Consider the following 16,655-nt stretch of genomic DNA (forward strand, 5'->3'; position numbering starts at 1 on the left):
AGAACTAGGAAGAGTGTTCCTCTTCGTTAGCCTGATATCGCGTCGCCTGCTGCTTCATGAACACCACCTCCTGCGGGCTGGACAGGCTCACTTCCTGAGCGCGCAACAGCTTGAGGATGTTAAACAGCAGTTCACTCTTGGTGGCGCCGACCATGCGCGGGCTCGGCACATAGCCAGTCACGCTCAGGATAATGCCGTCCGGCCCCAACTGGCTGAAGCGCACGTAAGGTGCCGGCGTCTCCAGAATGGTTTCGTACTCGTTGTAAGCGCTCAGCAGGATATTGCGCACCTGCTCCGGATCGATCGAGGTCGGGAACGTCAGCGCAATGGTCACCACGCCTTGCGCGTTGCCCATGGTGGCGTTACGTACGTTCTGTGAGATCAGCTGCGAGTTCGGTACGATCATGGTGGAGCGGTCGCTGAGCTGAATTTCGGTGGCGCGTACGTTGATGCGCCGCACGTCGCCTTCCACGCCGCCGATGCCTATCATATCCCCGACCTTCACCGGGCGTTCGGTCAGCAGGATCAGGCCGGAAATAAAGTTCTTCACAATCTCCTGCAAACCGAAACCGATACCGACCGACAGGGCGCTGACGATCCACGCCAGGTTGCTCCACTGGATGCCCAGCGCCGCCAGGGTGATCAGAATGACCAGCACATAGCCGATATTGCTGAACAGCGTCACCAGCGAGGCGCGAATGCCGACGTCCGAAATGGTCTTCGGCAGCAGCTCAGAGCCCAGCCAGCGCCGCACCGCGCGCAGGATGTAGATGCCGATCGCCAGGCAGATCACGGCGTTGAGCAGGTTGCCTGGCACGATGTTGAAACGCTGCAACCCTTCGCCGGTCAGGATCGAGACGATTTTCTCCATCAGCGAGCCCGGCGTGGTGCTGCCGAACGAACCGTTGAACAACGCGACGATCATCAACAGCAACAGTGAACATTTGGCCAGCGCGGTGGTGATGATCGCCACCTGCTCCAGATGGCGATCCTTGAAGCTGAGCGTTTTCTTCAGCATCTTGCCGCTGACGGTCTGCGGCGAAAACAGCGCGGCGCACAGGTCAGTGGCGAACAGCACCATGAAGTAGAACGCCATCAGCACCAGCACCACCCAGATGAGCTGGTAGGTCAGGAAGCGGGCGAAAGCGATATAGCCCACGAGCAGTGAAAGCAGGATCACCACCGAACACACCAGGGTGACGATATGCACCAGCCCGCCGACCAGCGTGCGTTTTTCCAGGTGCGCGCCCTGCTGCTCCAGACGGCGACGAATGCGCTGGCCGCGCAGCGGCGCCGCCAGCAGCACCATGCCGATCAGCCCCGCCACCAGGCCGTTGCCGAAGATGGTGGTGGCCAATGAGGCGCTGACGACGTTGTTGATCAGCTCCACGGTGCCGAACGCCAGCGCCAGACCGGCCAGCAGCGGCGAGAAGTAACGCAGCCCGGCGGCCACTTCATTGTCCAGCGAAGCCAAACGCCAGGACGGGCGATTCAGCGACAGCGCCGCACGCCCCAGCCCGGCGATCAGCGCGCAGAAAATCCCCAGACGGTTAAAGCCTTCGGCGAAGTCTTCCAGCATGACCGGCAGCGGCTGCACGCGGATAAAGACGTAATACAGCAGGTTCAGCGCAATCGAGGTGGTGATCACCGTCACCGCCACGGTGATGATGGCCATAAAGCTGCGGCGCAGGCGCCCGTCCGGCAGGAAGCGAATGCTGACCCAGGCGAGGAAACGCTCGGACAAATAGCGCCCCCAGGACCAGACGATCACCGCCAGCGCCAGCAACGCCAGCGTGCCGTACCGCCATTCGTCCTGCCAACTGGCGTCCCAGGCCGCTTTCATCTCGGCGTTGAACTGGTCCAGCCGCTGCACGTCATCCGCTGACGGCTGCACGACCGGCGTCCAGAATTTGACGCCCAAAATGCTGCCGGTGTTCAGCGCCAGCTGGGTTTTGAACGCCACCCGACGCAGATCGCTGATCTGCTGGCCCAGGTCGAAGGCGCTGGTCTTGATGGCCTGCGCGCGTTTTACCGCATCGTCCAACTGCTTCTTGCTGCTGTTCAGCGCATTGCGCTGCTGGGCGACGGCCGGGGTTTCCGGCAGCGCGCCGGCCGCCGGGGCCGGCCCCAGCACGTCCAGCTGCGCCTGCAGTTTTTCCTGCACCGGCTGCAGATCGGCGGACAATTTATCCATGCTGGCGACCAGATCGTCCGTCGCCAACCGCAGCTTGCTGAGCTGGGTGTCGGTCGTCGCTTTGGAAACCAGCTGCTTCATGCTGTCCAACTGCTTTTGCGCGGCTTTCAACTGCGTAGCGGGATCGGGCGCGCTTTCGGCGGCGGGATCATCCTGGGTGGCGGCGACGGCGGCGAACGGCGTCAGTTGCATACCCAACAGCAATAATAACAACAGCAGGAACGGGCGAGGCTTTAACATAAATTCAGTGCTCAGCATCATTATCTGATAGACAGACGAACAGGCGGCGGATGAACCGTCGCTTAACCATAAACGCTAATTATAATAGCTGCTTAATGTCGGCCGAAATACAGTAATTATTCCCATTGTGTGCCACGCGCCCGCGCTCGCCTTAGCTTGCTGATTACTCAGGCGCTTTTACACTGGCGATACGGCATGAAGCGCTCTATAATCCAGCCACCGATTAACCTGCAACCAATAAAAGGAGACTTACTATGCTGACGTGTGAATTGGTTTTTCACTCACACTTCTTTGGTAATCGTCGCCGCTCAAGCATTACCGGTATCGCGCTGCGATAACCCAGCTTGAGCGAAGCTTACTAAAATCCAGGATCTTCCCTCCGGCTTACCGGGTTATCGTCAGCAATGTTTGACGATAGGCATTGTTATGCCTGTAACTCTTGAGTAAGCAATGAGCACATTACTGTCTGCACAATCTGTCGGTTACGACAACGCGTTCGGCGTCCTGCTGAGCGAGATTTCCTTCAGCCTGAAAAAAGGCGACCGCATCGGTTTGATCGGCGATAACGGCTGCGGCAAAAGCACCCTGCTGCAAATTCTCAGCGGCGACCTGCCTGCGCACACCGGAACGGTGACATTGTCACATCAATGTCTGATGGCGCGCATCGAGCAGCACCTGCCGCCGGAACTGCACGCCAGCACCCTGCTGGATGCGGTTCTGGCGCGGCTGCCTGCGGGCCAACACCTCAGCGAACGCTGGCGCTGCGAAGCGCTACTGGCCGAGCTGGGGTTTGAACCGGCGAGCTGGATGCTGACCGCCGGCACCCTCAGCGGCGGCCAGCATACGCGGCTGCTGTTGGCGCGCGCGCTGATCCGCCAGCCCGATCTGCTGCTGCTCGACGAACCCAGCAACCACCTGGACCTGCCCACGCTGCTGTGGCTGGAGCAGTTCTTGCGTAACTGGACCGGCAGCTTCGTGCTGGTGTCGCACGATCGCTACCTGCTCGACCAGGTAACCAACTGCACCTGGATCCTGCGCGACAAAACGCTGCAGTTCTTCCGTTTGCCCTGCTCTGCGGCGCGCACCGCGCTGGCGGAACAGGACGCCGCGGACGAACAGCGGCGCCACGCCGAGCAAAAGGAAATCGACCGGGTGGAAAAAAGCGCCAAGCGCCTGGCGACCTGGGGCAAGGTCTACGACAACGAAGATCTGGCGCGCAAGGCCAAGCAAATGGAGAAGCGCGTCGATCGGTTGAAGGAAGAACAGACCACCCTGACCGCCGGCAGTCCATGGCGGCTGCGGCTGCAGGGAGAAGCGCTGGACGCCGATCGCCTGCTGGCGCTGCCGCACTGGGCGGTGCGCCCGGCGCCGGATGCGCCGGTGCTGTTCAGCCTGGAACATCTGCGCGTGAAAAGCGGCGATCGCATCGCCATCGTCGGGCGCAACGGCTGCGGAAAATCGTCGCTGTTGCGCCTGCTGTGGCGCGAGTATCAGCAACAAACGCAGCGCCCGGCGCTGTTCCATCCGCGCGTGCGTATCGGCTATTACGATCAGAGCCTGCAACAGCTGCGCGATGAAGACACGTTGAGCGAAGCGCTGGCGCAGTTTGCGCCGCTGACCGAGGAACAGCGGAAAATGGCGCTGATCGGCGCCGGGTTCCCTTACCTGCGCCACCATCAGCAGATCCGTTCGTTGAGCGGCGGCGAGCGTTCACGGCTGCTGTTTGTCGGCCTGACGCTGGCCAACCATTCGTTGCTGCTGCTGGACGAGCCCACCAACCACCTGGATATGGCGGGCAAAGAGGAGCTGGCGGAAACGCTGCGTCAGTTCCCTGGCGCCGTCATGCTGGTCACCCACGATCGGATGCTGATCGAACAGAGCTGCAACCGCTTTTGGCTGATAGACCAACAAAAACTGGAGGAGTGGCACGATCTGGCGCCGGTGTACCAGCGTCTGGCGGGTGAAACGCCGGCGCTGCCGACGGCGCACGAGGCCAACGCAGACGCCCCGACGCCAAACCCGCAGTTGGAAGGCGAAGAGGCGTTGCTGACCGCCCTGTTTGCCCTCGAAAGCAAACTGGAGGCCGACCTGGCGCGTAAACCGAAGCATCAAAAACCGGAGCTTCAGGCGCGCTGGCGCCGCGAGATTGCCGACATCACCGCCCGGTTGCATCTGGGCTAACCTTGACAGGCCGCCATCCGGCGGCCTGTTTTTTGACGGAGTGCGACATGGCATTTTCCCTTGAGCAAGCCTCACTCGCGCAGCGGCCGCTGCTGGCGGCCATGCTGTCCGATTGCCTTCGCGAGCTGGGCGTCGATGGGGATTACCCCTATTTGCCGCTCTACTGGCGCGAGGCCGGCCGCTACCCCTATTTGATGTTGAGCGATCGGCAAACGGCCGGGTTCGCGTTGGTCAGGCGTCTCGATAGCGCCACCGTCGAAATGGCGGAGTTCTACATCAAGCCCGAATGGCGACGCAACGGGATGGGGCAACGGGCTGCCCGCGCCTTGTTCGCGCGGCATCCCGGCGGTTGGTCGCTGTCAGTCAGCCAGGATAATCCGCGCGGGCTGGCGTTTTGGCGCTCGGTAATACCGGCCGGGGCCAAGACCGAACCGCTTTCAGCCCACGACGCCCTGATACTGCTACGTTTTTATTATCCGCCGCGTTGAACGACATATTACGTTCATTCTTTTATGGCAGAGTAAATCGATTCGTTCTTTGTTATCGAGCCTGCCATGACGTTACTTTCCCCACGGGACATCGAGGCGCGCTACCGCTTCGCGCGTGAGATCGCCCGCGCCGCCGCCGATCTCGCCTTCAGCTTTTACCAACGCCGGCAAAGCCTGGCCGTCGAGTTTAAACGGGGCCTGCAGGACGTGGTCAGCGAGGCCGACCGCCGCGTCGAGGCGCTGATCCGCCGCATGATTAACCGGCGGTTTCCCCTGGATGGGTTTCTCGGCGAAGAGAGCGGCGGCACCAACAATAGCGCGGCCTGCCTTTGGGTCGTCGATCCGATCGACGGCACCGCCTGCTTCCTGAACGGGCTGCATACCTGGTGTATCGCGATAAGCGTGGTGATCGACGGTGAGCCGACGATCGGCGTGGTTTACGATCCCAATCACCGCGAGATGTTCCGCGCCTGCCGCGGCCAAGGCGCTTTCCTCAACGGGGAACCGATCGGCGTGCATGCCGGGCGCAGCGTCGCGGATGGCGTGATGGGCGTCGGGATATCACCTCGCGCCTCGGCGGCGGAATTCAGCGGTTTTCTCTGTCGCCTGCTGCAGGCGGGCGGCATGTTCGTGCGCAGCGGCTCCGGCGCGTTGATGACCGCCCAGGTGGCCGCCGGTCGGCTGCTGGGCTATTACGAACCGCACATGAATGCCTGGGACAGCCTGCCTGGGCTGGTGCTGACGCGCGAAGCCGGCGGCGTGGCGAATGACTTTATGCACCACAACGGGCTGCGACGCGGCAACCCGCTGCTGCTGGCCAACGCGGCGCTCTATCCGCAATTGGCCGAGCTGATTCAAACGCCGGGCTTGATCGGCTCGACGTGCCCTATCGCGCGTGAGATGGCCGGATAAAGTGCGCGCAGCCGCCGCTCGACCCGATCGACCGCATCGTGCGCGGCGGCGATGGTTACCGCCGGCGACACCCGGCAGTGGAAGTTGACGATGATGCCACCGTCGGTTCTGCGCGCCCGGATGTTGTGCACGTCTTGCACCTTATCCCCCTGCTCCAGCGCCGACTGCAAAATCAGCCGGATATCGGCCAGCTCGGCGGCGGAAACATCCTCGCTGGCCAGCCAGTGCGGCGTCTGCGGCTCCAGATGGGTCTCTATCTCGGTGTCCTCGCCGATCGCCTGACGCAGGATCCCTTCTATCTCCGTGGCAATATCATGCGCCTGCGCCACGCTGGCGTTGGCCGGCACCGCCAGATCCATGCCGATCGCCATGTGCGTCGGCAACTGCTGCAAGGTGACGTTCTGCACCTGCGCGCCGTGATTGGCGGCGATCGCCCGAATGCGCGTCGCCATGTCTTCGTCGCTGCGGGTCTGCGGCACCGCGATGACGGTAAACTCCGCCTTGGCATACTGCTGCCGCAGCCGTTCGACGATTTCTCGCTTCAACGCATCGATGCGCTCCAGCGGCAAGGTGCGGCACACCGCCACCGTGATCTCGACAAACAGTACGGCGCCGGCGTTGCGAATACGCACGCTGTCGCAGGCCAGCACCGCCGGGAAGCTGTCCAGCGTGGCGCGAATCGCCTCGGTGGCCCCGGCGGGCGCGGCATCCATCAGCGAGTCGAAGGAACGTTTACCCAGTTTGATTGCCGCGACAAAGATAAAACCGGCGACGATCAGCGCGGCGATGGCGTCCGCACGGCCAAAGCCCAGCAGCACAAACACCATGCCCAGCAGCACCACGCCGGACGAAAGCATGTCGGAGAAGAAATGCAGCGCATCCGCCTCCAGCGCCGCGCTGTCGGTCGCCTTGGCGACGCGGCTGAGCGCCCGCACGCGGAAAAAATCGACGCAGATGGAAATCAGCAGCACCGCGATCACCACCGGCGCCGCGACTATCTCATGCGGTTGTCCAAGCAGGCTGCCGCCCGCCTCGTAGACGATCCAACCGGCGGCGCCGAGCAACAGCAACACCTCGAACAGCGCCGCCAGGTTTTCCACCTTGCCGTGGCCGAAGTGGTGATCGTCATCGGCGGGTTTATCGCTGATGCGCACCGCCAGCCAGGTGATGCTGGTGGCGATAAAATCGGTGAAAGAGTGGATCCCTTCGGATATCAGGCCAATACTGCCGGTAAAAATGCCGGCGACGAATTTGCCCGTGGCCAGCAACCCGCTGGCGATCATCGAGTTTCTGGCCACGGCCTGTTTTTCATTTTGCATTATGCTGCTCACATTCGGACGGTGATTTATTTTTTTACTTTAGAGGATAATTGCCAGACAAAGGCGATCAGCAGCATACTGCCAGAGAAAGTCAGCATGAGGCTAGTAAGAAAATTGGATTTTCCGGTGGAATAAAAATAAATCTCATTCACCCCCACCGAAATCATTAAAATGGCATAGAGCAATCCCAGAATAAGAATCGTCATTATTATCAACTCCCGTATCAGGCCGCGCGTTCAGCGCGCCGCTAAATCCTCCCCATAATAAATAGCGGTTACGGGGAGGATGCATCTAGGCGGATCTTTAGCGTTCATCAATCATCCCATTTGGTGCTCATATAGGCCGCCAACAGGCCCAGTGAGCTGATCATTGCCAGGAATCCCATAAAAATAGTCATGTTTCCCATTGTTTTGTCCTCAGGTTAAATGTTATCGATAAAATCCCCTTGCGTTAAATATCGGGGTTGGTCGGTGTCCATGGTTTTTTAACGTCCTCCTCTTTTTTTCAACATTCCCGCACTTTCAAGCGCGGGACCCGTTTAAATTCCCAGGACGTGCTGGGCAATTTTGAAATAGATAATCAGGCCGGTGCCGTCGATAAAGGTGGCGATAAACGGCGCCGACACCACCGCCGGATCGATACCGAGCCGTTTCAGCAGCATCGGGATGATCGACGAAACAATGGCGCTCCATACGGTGATCGCCACCAGCGACAGGCTGACCACCAGCGTCACCTCCATGCCGACGCCCATGATCCAGGCGCGCACCCAGGCCGCCAGACCAATGGTGACGGCGATCAGCAGCGAGGTCGTGACCTCTTTGCGGATCACCGCGCCCAGATTGCGCAGGCTGACCTCGCCCAGCGCCATGGCGCGCACCAGCGTCGAGGTGATCTGGGTACCGCTGTTGCCGCCGGTGCCGATCAGCAGCGGGATGAAGAACGCCAGCGCAATCGCCGCTTCGAGCTGATCTTCAAACGCTTTCAGCACGTTGCCGGTGTAAGCTTCGGCCACGAACAGCATCAGCAGCCACACCGAGCGTTTGCGCCACAGCGCCCACGGGCTGGTCTCCAGATAAGGCTTGTCCAGCGGCAGGCTCGCGCCCTGACGCTGCGCGTCTTCGGTGTTTTCATCTTCAACCAGCCGAGCGATCTCGCGCTCGCCCAGCACGCCGACCAGCGTGTTGTTCGCCACGACCGGCACCACGTCCAAACCGCCTTTGCCCAGCAAATGCGCCACGTCGTTGCGATCGTCGTCGGGTGAAACCTGGAAATAGCTGTAATCCATCATTACGCCGACCGCTTTATCCTGTTCTTCGCACTGCAGCAGTTTTTTCACCGACAGCGTGCCGCGCAAATGATAATCGTCTGCGGTAATAAAGACCCGGGTGGGAATTTCGTCCGTTTTTAGCTGTGAAAGTAAATATTCCCGGGCATGCGTGACCGTCATCGTCGCGGGAACGGTAATAAAATCGGCGTTCATATAACCGGCGACCGAAGTTTCATCGAGAGTTTCAGTCGCGCGCAGCGCCGGAGAAGAAGAGTATTGATGTGACTTGATCATTTTGTCAGTCCCTATTTCTGTTGTGAACTTCAACAGCGAATCGCATAGGGGCGTAACCACAGAGGGAGTGCAGACTGCCTATCTCCGCGTCCAGGTTTTAGCACTATACAACGTATCCGAATTGTTGCTCGGAAGTTACTTTGGGCTGAACCTTAATCCGATAAAGCCTGTCTTAACCTTGGGCATCTCTCGATGTCGTCAGATCAGTAACCTGTGTTTGTATAGGAGCCTCGCCAAACGAGATACTGCATATAAACTACCGGCGCAGTATAGGCGTTGTTTTATCCGGCGGGAAGAAAAGATTGCCCGTCGTTTATGGAGTATTTAGGATATTTTTATTAAACGCGAATCTATAAAAACGGCTGATATAAATCAGCCGTTTTTTTATTTATCAGTGCGTGAGAATGTAGACGTTTTTATCGTATAGGGCGCCCTGTCGGGTGAAGTCGATCCCCTTGACGTAGGGTTTGATGAGCGTGGCGTTGGCTTCGTAGTACACCGGCGCGACCGGCGTATCGACGGCCAGCACCGCCTCGGCCTGCTGAAAATACTGCTGCACCTGCTGCGGTGTCGGCGCCGCCGTCGCCTGATGCAGAATGCGATCGTATTCCGGGTTACGGTATTTGGGGCTGTTCTCGCTGCTGTCGGCGCGGAACACATTCAGGAAGGTAGAAGGATCGTCGTAATCCGCCAGCCAGCGGGTAAAGGCTACGCTGTACTGGCCGCGGTTGATATTATCCAGCGTCACTTTGCGCTCCTGGCTTTGCAAGCCGGCCTCCACCCCGAGGTTCTTTTTCCACATGGCGGCGGCGGCGATGACGATCTTCTTGATGGTGGCGTCATTGCTGTACAACACGGTAAAGCGCAGCGGATGCTCGGCGTTGAAACCGGCCTCCGCCAACAACTGTTTCGCCTGGGCGTGGCGTTGTTCCGGCGTCAAACCGGCCGCGGCGCCGGCCTGCAGGCGATAGCCGCCCGCCCCCGTTGGGGTAAAGGTCCAGGCCGGCTGCTGGCCGTATCCCAGCACCTTGCCGGCGATGATCTCTTTGTCCAGCGCCAGGTTCAGCGCCTGGCGCACCCGCACGTCGTTAAACGGCGTCTGGCGGTTGTTGAAGGCGAAATAGCTGGTGGAGAGCAGCGGATAGGTCACCAGCTGTTGATCCCCGAGCGTTTTTTTCAGCTGCTGATACAGTTCCGGCGGCGTGGTATAGCCCAACTCCACCTCGCCGGCGCGGAAACGCGCCACCTCCGGGAACCCCTGGATCGGCAGGAAGGTCACCTTGTTGAGCACGGTGTTGGCGTTATCCCAATACAGCGGATTGCGTTCCACCACCACTTTTTCGTTCACCACCCACTCGCTGAGACGAAACGCGCCGTTGCCGACAAAATGCGCCGGTTGAGTCCAGTTTTTGCCGTATTGCTCAACCACCTTACGGTTGACCGGCAGAACCGGAAAATGCACCAGTTGTTTGAGCAGGTAGGCGTTGGGCTCAGACAGCGTCACCTGCAAGGTGTGCGCGTCCAGCGCTTTAACGCCCAGCTCGCTCGGCGGTTTGCTGCCGGCGTTGATCGCCGCCGCATTCAGCACATAGGCCGAGGCCAGATAGCTGCCGTAAGGCGACGCGGTTTTCGGATCGGTGAGGCGCCGCCAGCTGTAAACGAAATCGTCGGCGGTCACTGGATCGCCGTTCGACCATTTGGCCTGCGGCCGCAGATGGAAAGTCCAGACGTTGCCCTGGTGCTCCCATTTCTGCGCCAGCGCCGGGATCACTTCGCCCTCTTTTCCAACTCGCAGCAGACCTTCGAACAGATCGTTGAAGATGTAGAACTCCACATTGCTCTCGGCCAGGTTCGGATCCAGCGTCGCCGGTTCATACCCGTTGGCGCGCACCAATTCCTGTACCGGCGCCAGTTTAGCGCCCGTTGGCACCTCCGCCGCCTGAGCGATCGTTGCGTTTAAAGCCAGGAGGATTAAACCAGCCAATTTCTTGCCATTAAATGAATATTTCACGTCGATATCCCTGATTAGTGTTTTATCGCGTTCAATATGCAATGTGGCAGTGGAATAAATTAAATCATTAATCGCTATGAGTCATAACCAAAAGCGGTGTTGAATTTCTTTCATTATCAAAGGAATATCCCTCACCGCGCTTCCCGCTTTCAACACAATGCGCGTTGCCGTCCCCTACTTGATGTTCACGGTCGTGATACCAAACAGCGGCAGGCCTTTAACCGGTTCTGGGCCGGGCTCCCCCCACACCATTAATGATTTACCGCTCGCTTGCGCCTGGATCGCCAGATTCACCAGCAATTTCGGATAGGGTTCATTAGCCGCTACCGATAACGGAAATACGTTTTCGTATAGTCCTCCATCGATCGCCATCTCCACATGCACGCAATCATTAGCTACATCGATAACCACGATCGGATTGGTATAAAACGGTCCATTAGACATAGACACCTCTCTCACTATTTTTTGGTGAATATAATTCTTAATTCGCGTTGGCGGCCCGTGTTATTAATGCCTGTGCGAAACGCTGAAGAACGACATGAAAAGACTGAAGAAAAAGATCGCCAGTGGATAACAAGTCGTCAATATTGAAACAGGTTAATAACCATTACAGATTCGACAAAGAACTGATATAAGTCAAATGCAAACCCGCGTTTACCCGTTACCTCAATGAATATATTAAGAATATTCACAAAAAAAGATAACTACAGTTTAACTTCATAAAAATCAATTAATTAAAAAACACCCTCACTTACCCTATATTAATTAATCGGTTACGAAAAAGGTTAAAATCAAAATAATGGACATGCCAAATAAGTTGCTTTTCAATGTAAAAATAACAGTAGGAAACCCACTTGATATCTCCGTGACACCTAACTACCTTTAAATGGCTTCGAGACTAACACGAGGCCGCCGTTGGTTATCAAACCAATAACTGGCGAATGATTTAATAAGAGATAATTACCAGAAGACAAATCCAAATATATAAACGCGTGCCGAAAGGATAGGATGTAACGGTTTGGTTGCCATACCGTTCTTCTGCCGACGGCAATAACTATTTCCATTCAGATGCAATTACCTGTCTGGTGGCTAACCGGATTCAGCGTGATATGCATTTCAGACTAACTCAGCAAAAATCATAGGGGTTTACATATGCCTTCACTGCAAGATATTACGCCTGAACAGGCTAACGCATTGAATAAACAATCACGTGACGCTTATAACGCGGAAGTGCAGAGCCGTCAGGCGCTGCTCAACCAACATCCGCAATTGAAACCGGCGTTCAACCAGCAAGTGCATCCGCAATCCTTGTGTGGATGCGGGTGCCAACAAAATATCTGCGGCTACTTCAGCTTCCAGGGCTGTGGCTGTGGGTGTGGCTGCGCGCCACATGCGGAGACCGTGCAAATTTCCGCGCAGCCTGCCAATATTGGTCCCAATGCCCCATCAAACGGTACATCGGTGCGTTTTGTCGGCCAGGCCACCGGCACTGGCTCAGACGGTAACATCAACATCCCGACGATTTATTTGCAAGGCACCGTACCCGATGCCGAAAATCTGATCGGCGTTCCGTTAACCCTACAATTGGCCATCAACCCCGGTTCGATCGTCCTGACGCTGCTGGAGAATGGCCGGGTGCTGGCCTCTTTGGTTCATCCGCCGCAGTGGGCGAGCAGCATCAACGGGCAGTTCTTCGGCGTTGGCAACGGTGAGTTTGTGCTGGCGTGACAAGAAGCAAGCCTGACGGGCGGCTGCCTGCGATGGCAGGTGGCCGCTCACTGTGAGGTAACGCGCCCCAATTCTATTCAGACAATCAAAACAGATTATTCCAGCCGAAACTTAACTTATCCTTAGGGCAATTCATTTTGTGAGCGATCGTCAAAAATAATTTAATACGAATCGTTTTCACTATCATTATTGATGTTCTTGGCTAAAATCGGCCTGCTTGCGCTTGCCAGGCGATATTCGTTTTCCTCATTCGAACGCTAAAAGGATAACTGCATGAAGCTGCGTATTTCATCTCTCGGCCCCGTCGCCCTGCTCGCCTCCTCGATGATGCTGGCCTTCGGCGCTCAGGCGGCCTCGGCCGATCAGGGCATCGTCATTTACAACGCCCAACATGAAAACCTGGTCAAATCCTGGGTCGACGGGTTTACCAAAGACACCGGCATCAAGGTCACGCTGCGCAACGGCGGCGACAGCGAACTGGGCAATCAGCTGGTGCAGGAAGGCAGCGCCTCGCCTGCCGACGTGTTCCTGACGGAAAACTCCCCGGCGATGGTGTTGGTGGATAACGCCAAGCTGTTCGCCCCGCTCGACGCCGCCACGCTGGCCCAGGTAGAGCCGCAATATCGCCCAAGCCACGGCCGCTGGATCGGCATCGCCGCCCGCTCTACCGTATTCGTCTATAACCCGGCCAAGCTGACCGACGCGCAGCTGCCGAAGTCGCTGCTGGATCTGGCCAAGCCGGAATGGAAAGGCCGCTGGGCCGCTTCGCCATCGGGCGCCGATTTCCAGGCGATCGTCAGCGCGCTGCTGGCGCTGAAAGGCGAGAAAGCAACGCTGGACTGGCTGAAAGCGATGAAAACCAACTTTACCGCCTATAAAGGCAACAGCACGGTGATGAAAGCGGTCAATGCCGGCCAGATCGACAGCGGCGTGATCTATCATTACTACCCGTTCGTCGACGGCGCTAAAACCGGCGAGAACAGCAAAAACATCAAGCTGTACTACTTCAAACATCAGGATCCGGGCGCATTCGTCAGCATCTCCGGCGGCGGCGTGCTGGCTTCCAGCAAGCATCAGCAGCAGGCGCAGGCGTTCATCAAGTGGATCACCGGCAAACAGGGCCAGGAGATCCTGCGCACCAACAATGCCTTCGAATACGCCGTCGGCGTCGGTGCGGCCTCCAACCCGAAACTGGTGCCACTGAAAGATCTGGACGCGCCGAAGGTAGACGCCGCGCAGTTGAACAGTAAGAAAGTTGTCGAACTGATGACCGAGGCCGGCCTGCTGTAAGGCCCGCCGGCAAACCGAGAGTTTTTGATCGTTATGTCAAACCTGAGTACCCACGCCGCGCAGACCGCGCGGCGTTATTCCGCTATCCCTCGTCACCCGCGGCCGGGGCCGATCGTGGTGGCCTGCGCCGTGTTGCTGTCGTTGCTGGCGCTGCTGCCGCTGGGATTCGTTATCGGCGTGGCGTTTGAAACCGGCTGGCAAACGGTCAAAGCTCTGGTTTTCCGCCCGCGCGTGGCAGAGCTGCTGTTGAATACCCTGCTGTTGGTAGTGCTGACGCTGCCGATCTGTGCCGTGCTGGGGGTGGCCCTGGCCTGGTTGACCGAACGCACCACGCTGCCGGGCCGCCGTCTCTGGGCGGTATTGGCGACCGCGCCGCTGGCGGTGCCGGCCTTTGTGCAAAGCTATGCCTGGATCAGTCTGGTGCCGTCGATGCACGGCCTGGGCGCCGGCGTTTTCATCTCGGTGCTCGCCTATTTTCCGTTTATCTACCTGCCGGCCGCCGCGGTCTTGCGCCGTCTGGATCCCGGTATCGAAGACGTCGCCACCTCGCTCGGCTCCCGGCCGCCGGCGGTGTTTTTCCGCGTGGTGTTGCCGCAGCTGAAGCTGGCGGTCTGGGGCGGTTCGCTGCTGATCGCGCTGCACCTGCTGGCGGAGTATGGCCTGTATGCCATGATCCGCTTCGATACCTTCACCACCGCGATCTTCGATCAGTTCCAGTCGACCTTCAACGGCCCGGCGGCCAACATGCTGGCCGGCGTATTGGTATTGTGCTGCCTCGGGTTACTGCTGCTTGAGGCTCTCAGCCGCGGCCGCGCGCGCTATGCCCGCGTCGGCTCCGGCAGCGCCCGCAGCCAAACGCCGCGTCGCCTGTCAGCGCCGCTCGCCGCGCTGGCGCTGCTGCTGCCGATCGCGCTGACCGCGCTGGCGCTGGGCGTGCCTTTCATCACCCTGGCCCGCTGGCTATGGCTGGGCGGCCTCGACGTATGGCGCAACGCCGATCTGTGGCCCGCGCTGTGGCAAACGCTGTCGCTGTCCGCCTCTGGCGCGCTGCTGATTACGCTGTGCGCCATTCCGATGGCCTGGCTGTCGGTGCGCTATCCGGCCCGCCTGTACCGGGTGCTGGAAGGCTGCAACTACGTGACCAGTTCGCTGCCCGGCATCGTGGTGGCGCTGGCGCTGGTGACCATCACCATTCACAGCTTCCGGCCGATTTACCAAACCGAGATCACCCTGCTGCTGGCGTATCTGCTGATGTTTATGCCGCGAGCATTGATCAACCTGCGCGCCGGCATCGCGCAGGCGCCGGTGGAGTTGGAAAACGTGGCGCGCAGCCTGGGCAAATCGCCGGCGCAGGCGCTGTGGAGCACCACGTTGCGGCTGGCGGCACCGGGCGCCGCGGCGGGCGCGGCGCTGGTGTTCCTGGCGATCGCCAATGAACTGACCGCCACGCTGTTGCTGGCGCCGAACGGCACCCGCACGCTGGCCACCGGATTTTGGGCGCTGACCAGCGAGATAGACTATGTCGCCGCCGCGCCTTATGCGCTGATTATGGTGGCGCTGTCGCTGCCGCTCACCTGGCTTCTTTACTCTCAATCTAAACGTACGGCGGGACTATGAGCACGCTCGAACTGCACGGTATCGAAAAATCTTACAATGCCATCAGGGTGCTGGAACACATCGACCTGCAGGTTGCCGCCGGCAGCCGCACGGCGATCGTCGGCCCTTCCGGCTCCGGCAAAACCACCCTGCTGCGCATCATCGCCGGTTTTGAAATCCCCGACGGCGGACAAATTCTGCTGCAGGGGCAAGCGATGGGCAACGGCGGCGGCTGGGTGCCGGCGCACCTGCGCGGCATCGGCTTCGTCCCGCAGGATGGCGCGCTGTTCCCGCACTTTACCGTCGCCGGCAACATCGGTTTTGGCCTCAAAGGCAGCAAGCGCGAGAAACAGCGTCGCATCGAGGCGCTGATGGAGATGGTGGCGCTGGATCGTCGCCTGGCCGCCCTGTGGCCGCACGAGCTGTCCGGCGGACAGCAACAGCGGGTCGCATTGGCGCGCGCCTTGTCGCAGCAACCGCGGCTGATGTTACTGGATGAGCCGTTCTCGGCACTGGATACCGGCCTGCGCGCCGCCACCCGCAAAGCGGTGGCCGAACTGCTGACGGAGGCCAAAGTCGCGTCGATCCTGGTCACCCACGATCAGAGCGAGGCGCTGTCGTTCGCCGATCAGGTGGCGGTCATGCGCAACGGTCGGCTGGCGCAGGTGGGCGCGCCGCAGGATCTTTATCTGCGCCCGGTCGATGAACCGACCGCCAGTTTCCTTGGCGAAACGCTGGTGCTGACCGCCGAGCTGGCGCACGGCTGGGCCGACTGCGCATTGGGGCGCATCGCCGTCGACGATCGCCAACGCAGCGGCTCGGCGCGCATCATGCTGCGTCCGGAGCAGATTCAAATCGGTTTGTCCGATCCGGCGCAGCGCGGCCAGGCGGTGATCACCGGCATCGATTTCGCCGGCTTCGTCTCCACCCTCAATCTGCAAATGGCCGCCGACGGCGCGCAGCTCGAGATCAAAACCGTCAGCCGCGAAGGCCTGCGGCCCGGGGCGCAGGTCAGTCTCAACGTGATGGGGCAAGCGCATATTTTCACCGGCTGAAAGTGTGGGGAGCGACCCTTGACGTTCCCCTCACCACCGCGCATTATCAATGGCATGAATCGCATCGCGCACGCCCTCAC

Annotated in this window: 14 protein-coding genes and 1 riboswitch; of the genes, 7 read left to right on the forward strand and 7 right to left on the reverse strand. The window is 59.3% G+C overall.

Translation table 11 applies throughout. The features are described from left to right. Positions 1–4: 4 nt before the first annotated feature. Complete coding sequence (locus tag EDY99_RS09510; protein ID WP_169539598.1) at positions 5–2,434, reverse strand: DUF3772 domain-containing protein; 2,430 nt, start codon at positions 2,432–2,434, stop codon at positions 5–7. Between the two features lie 450 nt (positions 2,435–2,884). On the opposite strand from EDY99_RS09510, the gene EDY99_RS09515 reads away from it, so the two are divergent. From EDY99_RS09515 to EDY99_RS09525, 3 genes are all read left to right on the forward strand, one after another. Then, positions 2,885–4,615 (forward strand): ABC-F family ATP-binding cassette domain-containing protein, encoded by a 1,731-nt coding sequence (locus tag EDY99_RS09515; protein WP_123061715.1) that lies wholly within the window; start codon positions 2,885–2,887, stop codon positions 4,613–4,615. A 47-nt stretch (positions 4,616–4,662) separates the two neighbouring features. Then, complete coding sequence (locus EDY99_RS09520) at positions 4,663–5,103, forward strand: GNAT family N-acetyltransferase (RefSeq protein ID WP_047026074.1); 441 nt, start codon at positions 4,663–4,665, stop codon at positions 5,101–5,103. Between the two features lie 66 nt (positions 5,104–5,169). Then, positions 5,170–6,015, forward strand: coding sequence for an inositol monophosphatase family protein (locus tag EDY99_RS09525; RefSeq protein WP_123061716.1), 846 nt, complete (start codon positions 5,170–5,172; stop codon positions 6,013–6,015). Here the strand turns inward: EDY99_RS09525 and EDY99_RS09530 are convergent. The 6 genes from EDY99_RS09530 to EDY99_RS09550 all read right to left on the reverse strand — a co-directional run bounded on the left by EDY99_RS09530 (position 5,958) and on the right by EDY99_RS09550 (position 11,350). Continuing rightward, positions 5,958–7,334, reverse strand: coding sequence for a cation diffusion facilitator family transporter (locus tag EDY99_RS09530; protein WP_033643159.1), 1,377 nt, complete (start codon positions 7,332–7,334; stop codon positions 5,958–5,960). The two genes, EDY99_RS09525 and EDY99_RS09530, sit on opposite strands and share 58 nt — an antisense overlap. 26 nt (positions 7,335–7,360) lie before the next feature. Continuing rightward, complete coding sequence (locus tag EDY99_RS09535) at positions 7,361–7,540, reverse strand: hypothetical protein (protein ID WP_004938106.1); 180 nt, start codon at positions 7,538–7,540, stop codon at positions 7,361–7,363. Between the two features lie 107 nt (positions 7,541–7,647). Beyond that, positions 7,648–7,740 (reverse strand): protein MgtS, encoded by a 93-nt coding sequence (gene mgtS, locus EDY99_RS24585; protein WP_004938109.1) that lies wholly within the window; start codon positions 7,738–7,740, stop codon positions 7,648–7,650. Between the two features lie 132 nt (positions 7,741–7,872). Then, a complete protein-coding gene (locus EDY99_RS09540; RefSeq protein ID WP_033643160.1) occupies positions 7,873–8,895 on the reverse strand; it encodes a magnesium transporter in 1,023 nt (340 codons plus the stop codon). A gap of 75 nt (positions 8,896–8,970) precedes the next feature. Beyond that, positions 8,971–9,144: riboswitch (M-box (ykoK) riboswitch) on the reverse strand. A 142-nt stretch (positions 9,145–9,286) separates the two neighbouring features. Continuing rightward, a complete protein-coding gene (locus EDY99_RS09545) occupies positions 9,287–10,906 on the reverse strand; it encodes an ABC transporter substrate-binding protein (RefSeq protein WP_123061717.1) in 1,620 nt (539 codons plus the stop codon). 174 nt (positions 10,907–11,080) lie between these two features. After that, positions 11,081–11,350, reverse strand: coding sequence for a hypothetical protein (locus tag EDY99_RS09550; protein ID WP_033643162.1), 270 nt, complete (start codon positions 11,348–11,350; stop codon positions 11,081–11,083). Between the two features lie 708 nt (positions 11,351–12,058). On the opposite strand from EDY99_RS09550, the gene EDY99_RS09555 reads away from it, so the two are divergent. From EDY99_RS09555 to EDY99_RS09570, 4 genes are all read left to right on the forward strand, one after another. Next, on the forward strand, positions 12,059–12,634 hold the full coding sequence (locus EDY99_RS09555) for a hypothetical protein (protein WP_033643163.1): 576 nt from the start codon (positions 12,059–12,061) through the stop codon (positions 12,632–12,634). 273 nt (positions 12,635–12,907) lie between these two features. Beyond that, complete coding sequence (locus tag EDY99_RS09560; protein ID WP_089197089.1) at positions 12,908–13,924, forward strand: iron ABC transporter substrate-binding protein; 1,017 nt, start codon at positions 12,908–12,910, stop codon at positions 13,922–13,924. Between the two features lie 33 nt (positions 13,925–13,957). Further along, the gene (locus tag EDY99_RS09565) at positions 13,958–15,541 is read left to right on the forward strand and encodes an iron ABC transporter permease (RefSeq protein WP_123061718.1); all 1,584 of its coding nucleotides are present in this window, start codon (positions 13,958–13,960) and stop codon (positions 15,539–15,541) included. Then, positions 15,538–16,575, forward strand: a complete 1,038-nt coding sequence (locus EDY99_RS09570) for an ABC transporter ATP-binding protein (RefSeq protein ID WP_089197090.1) — start codon at positions 15,538–15,540, stop codon at positions 16,573–16,575. The genes EDY99_RS09565 and EDY99_RS09570 overlap by 4 nt, the downstream gene beginning before the upstream one ends. Positions 16,576–16,655: the final 80 nt, after the last annotated feature.

It is taken from the genome of Serratia sp. LS-1 (genome assembly GCF_003719595.1).
GTDB classification, from domain to species: Bacteria; Pseudomonadota; Gammaproteobacteria; order Enterobacterales; family Enterobacteriaceae; genus Serratia; species Serratia ureilytica.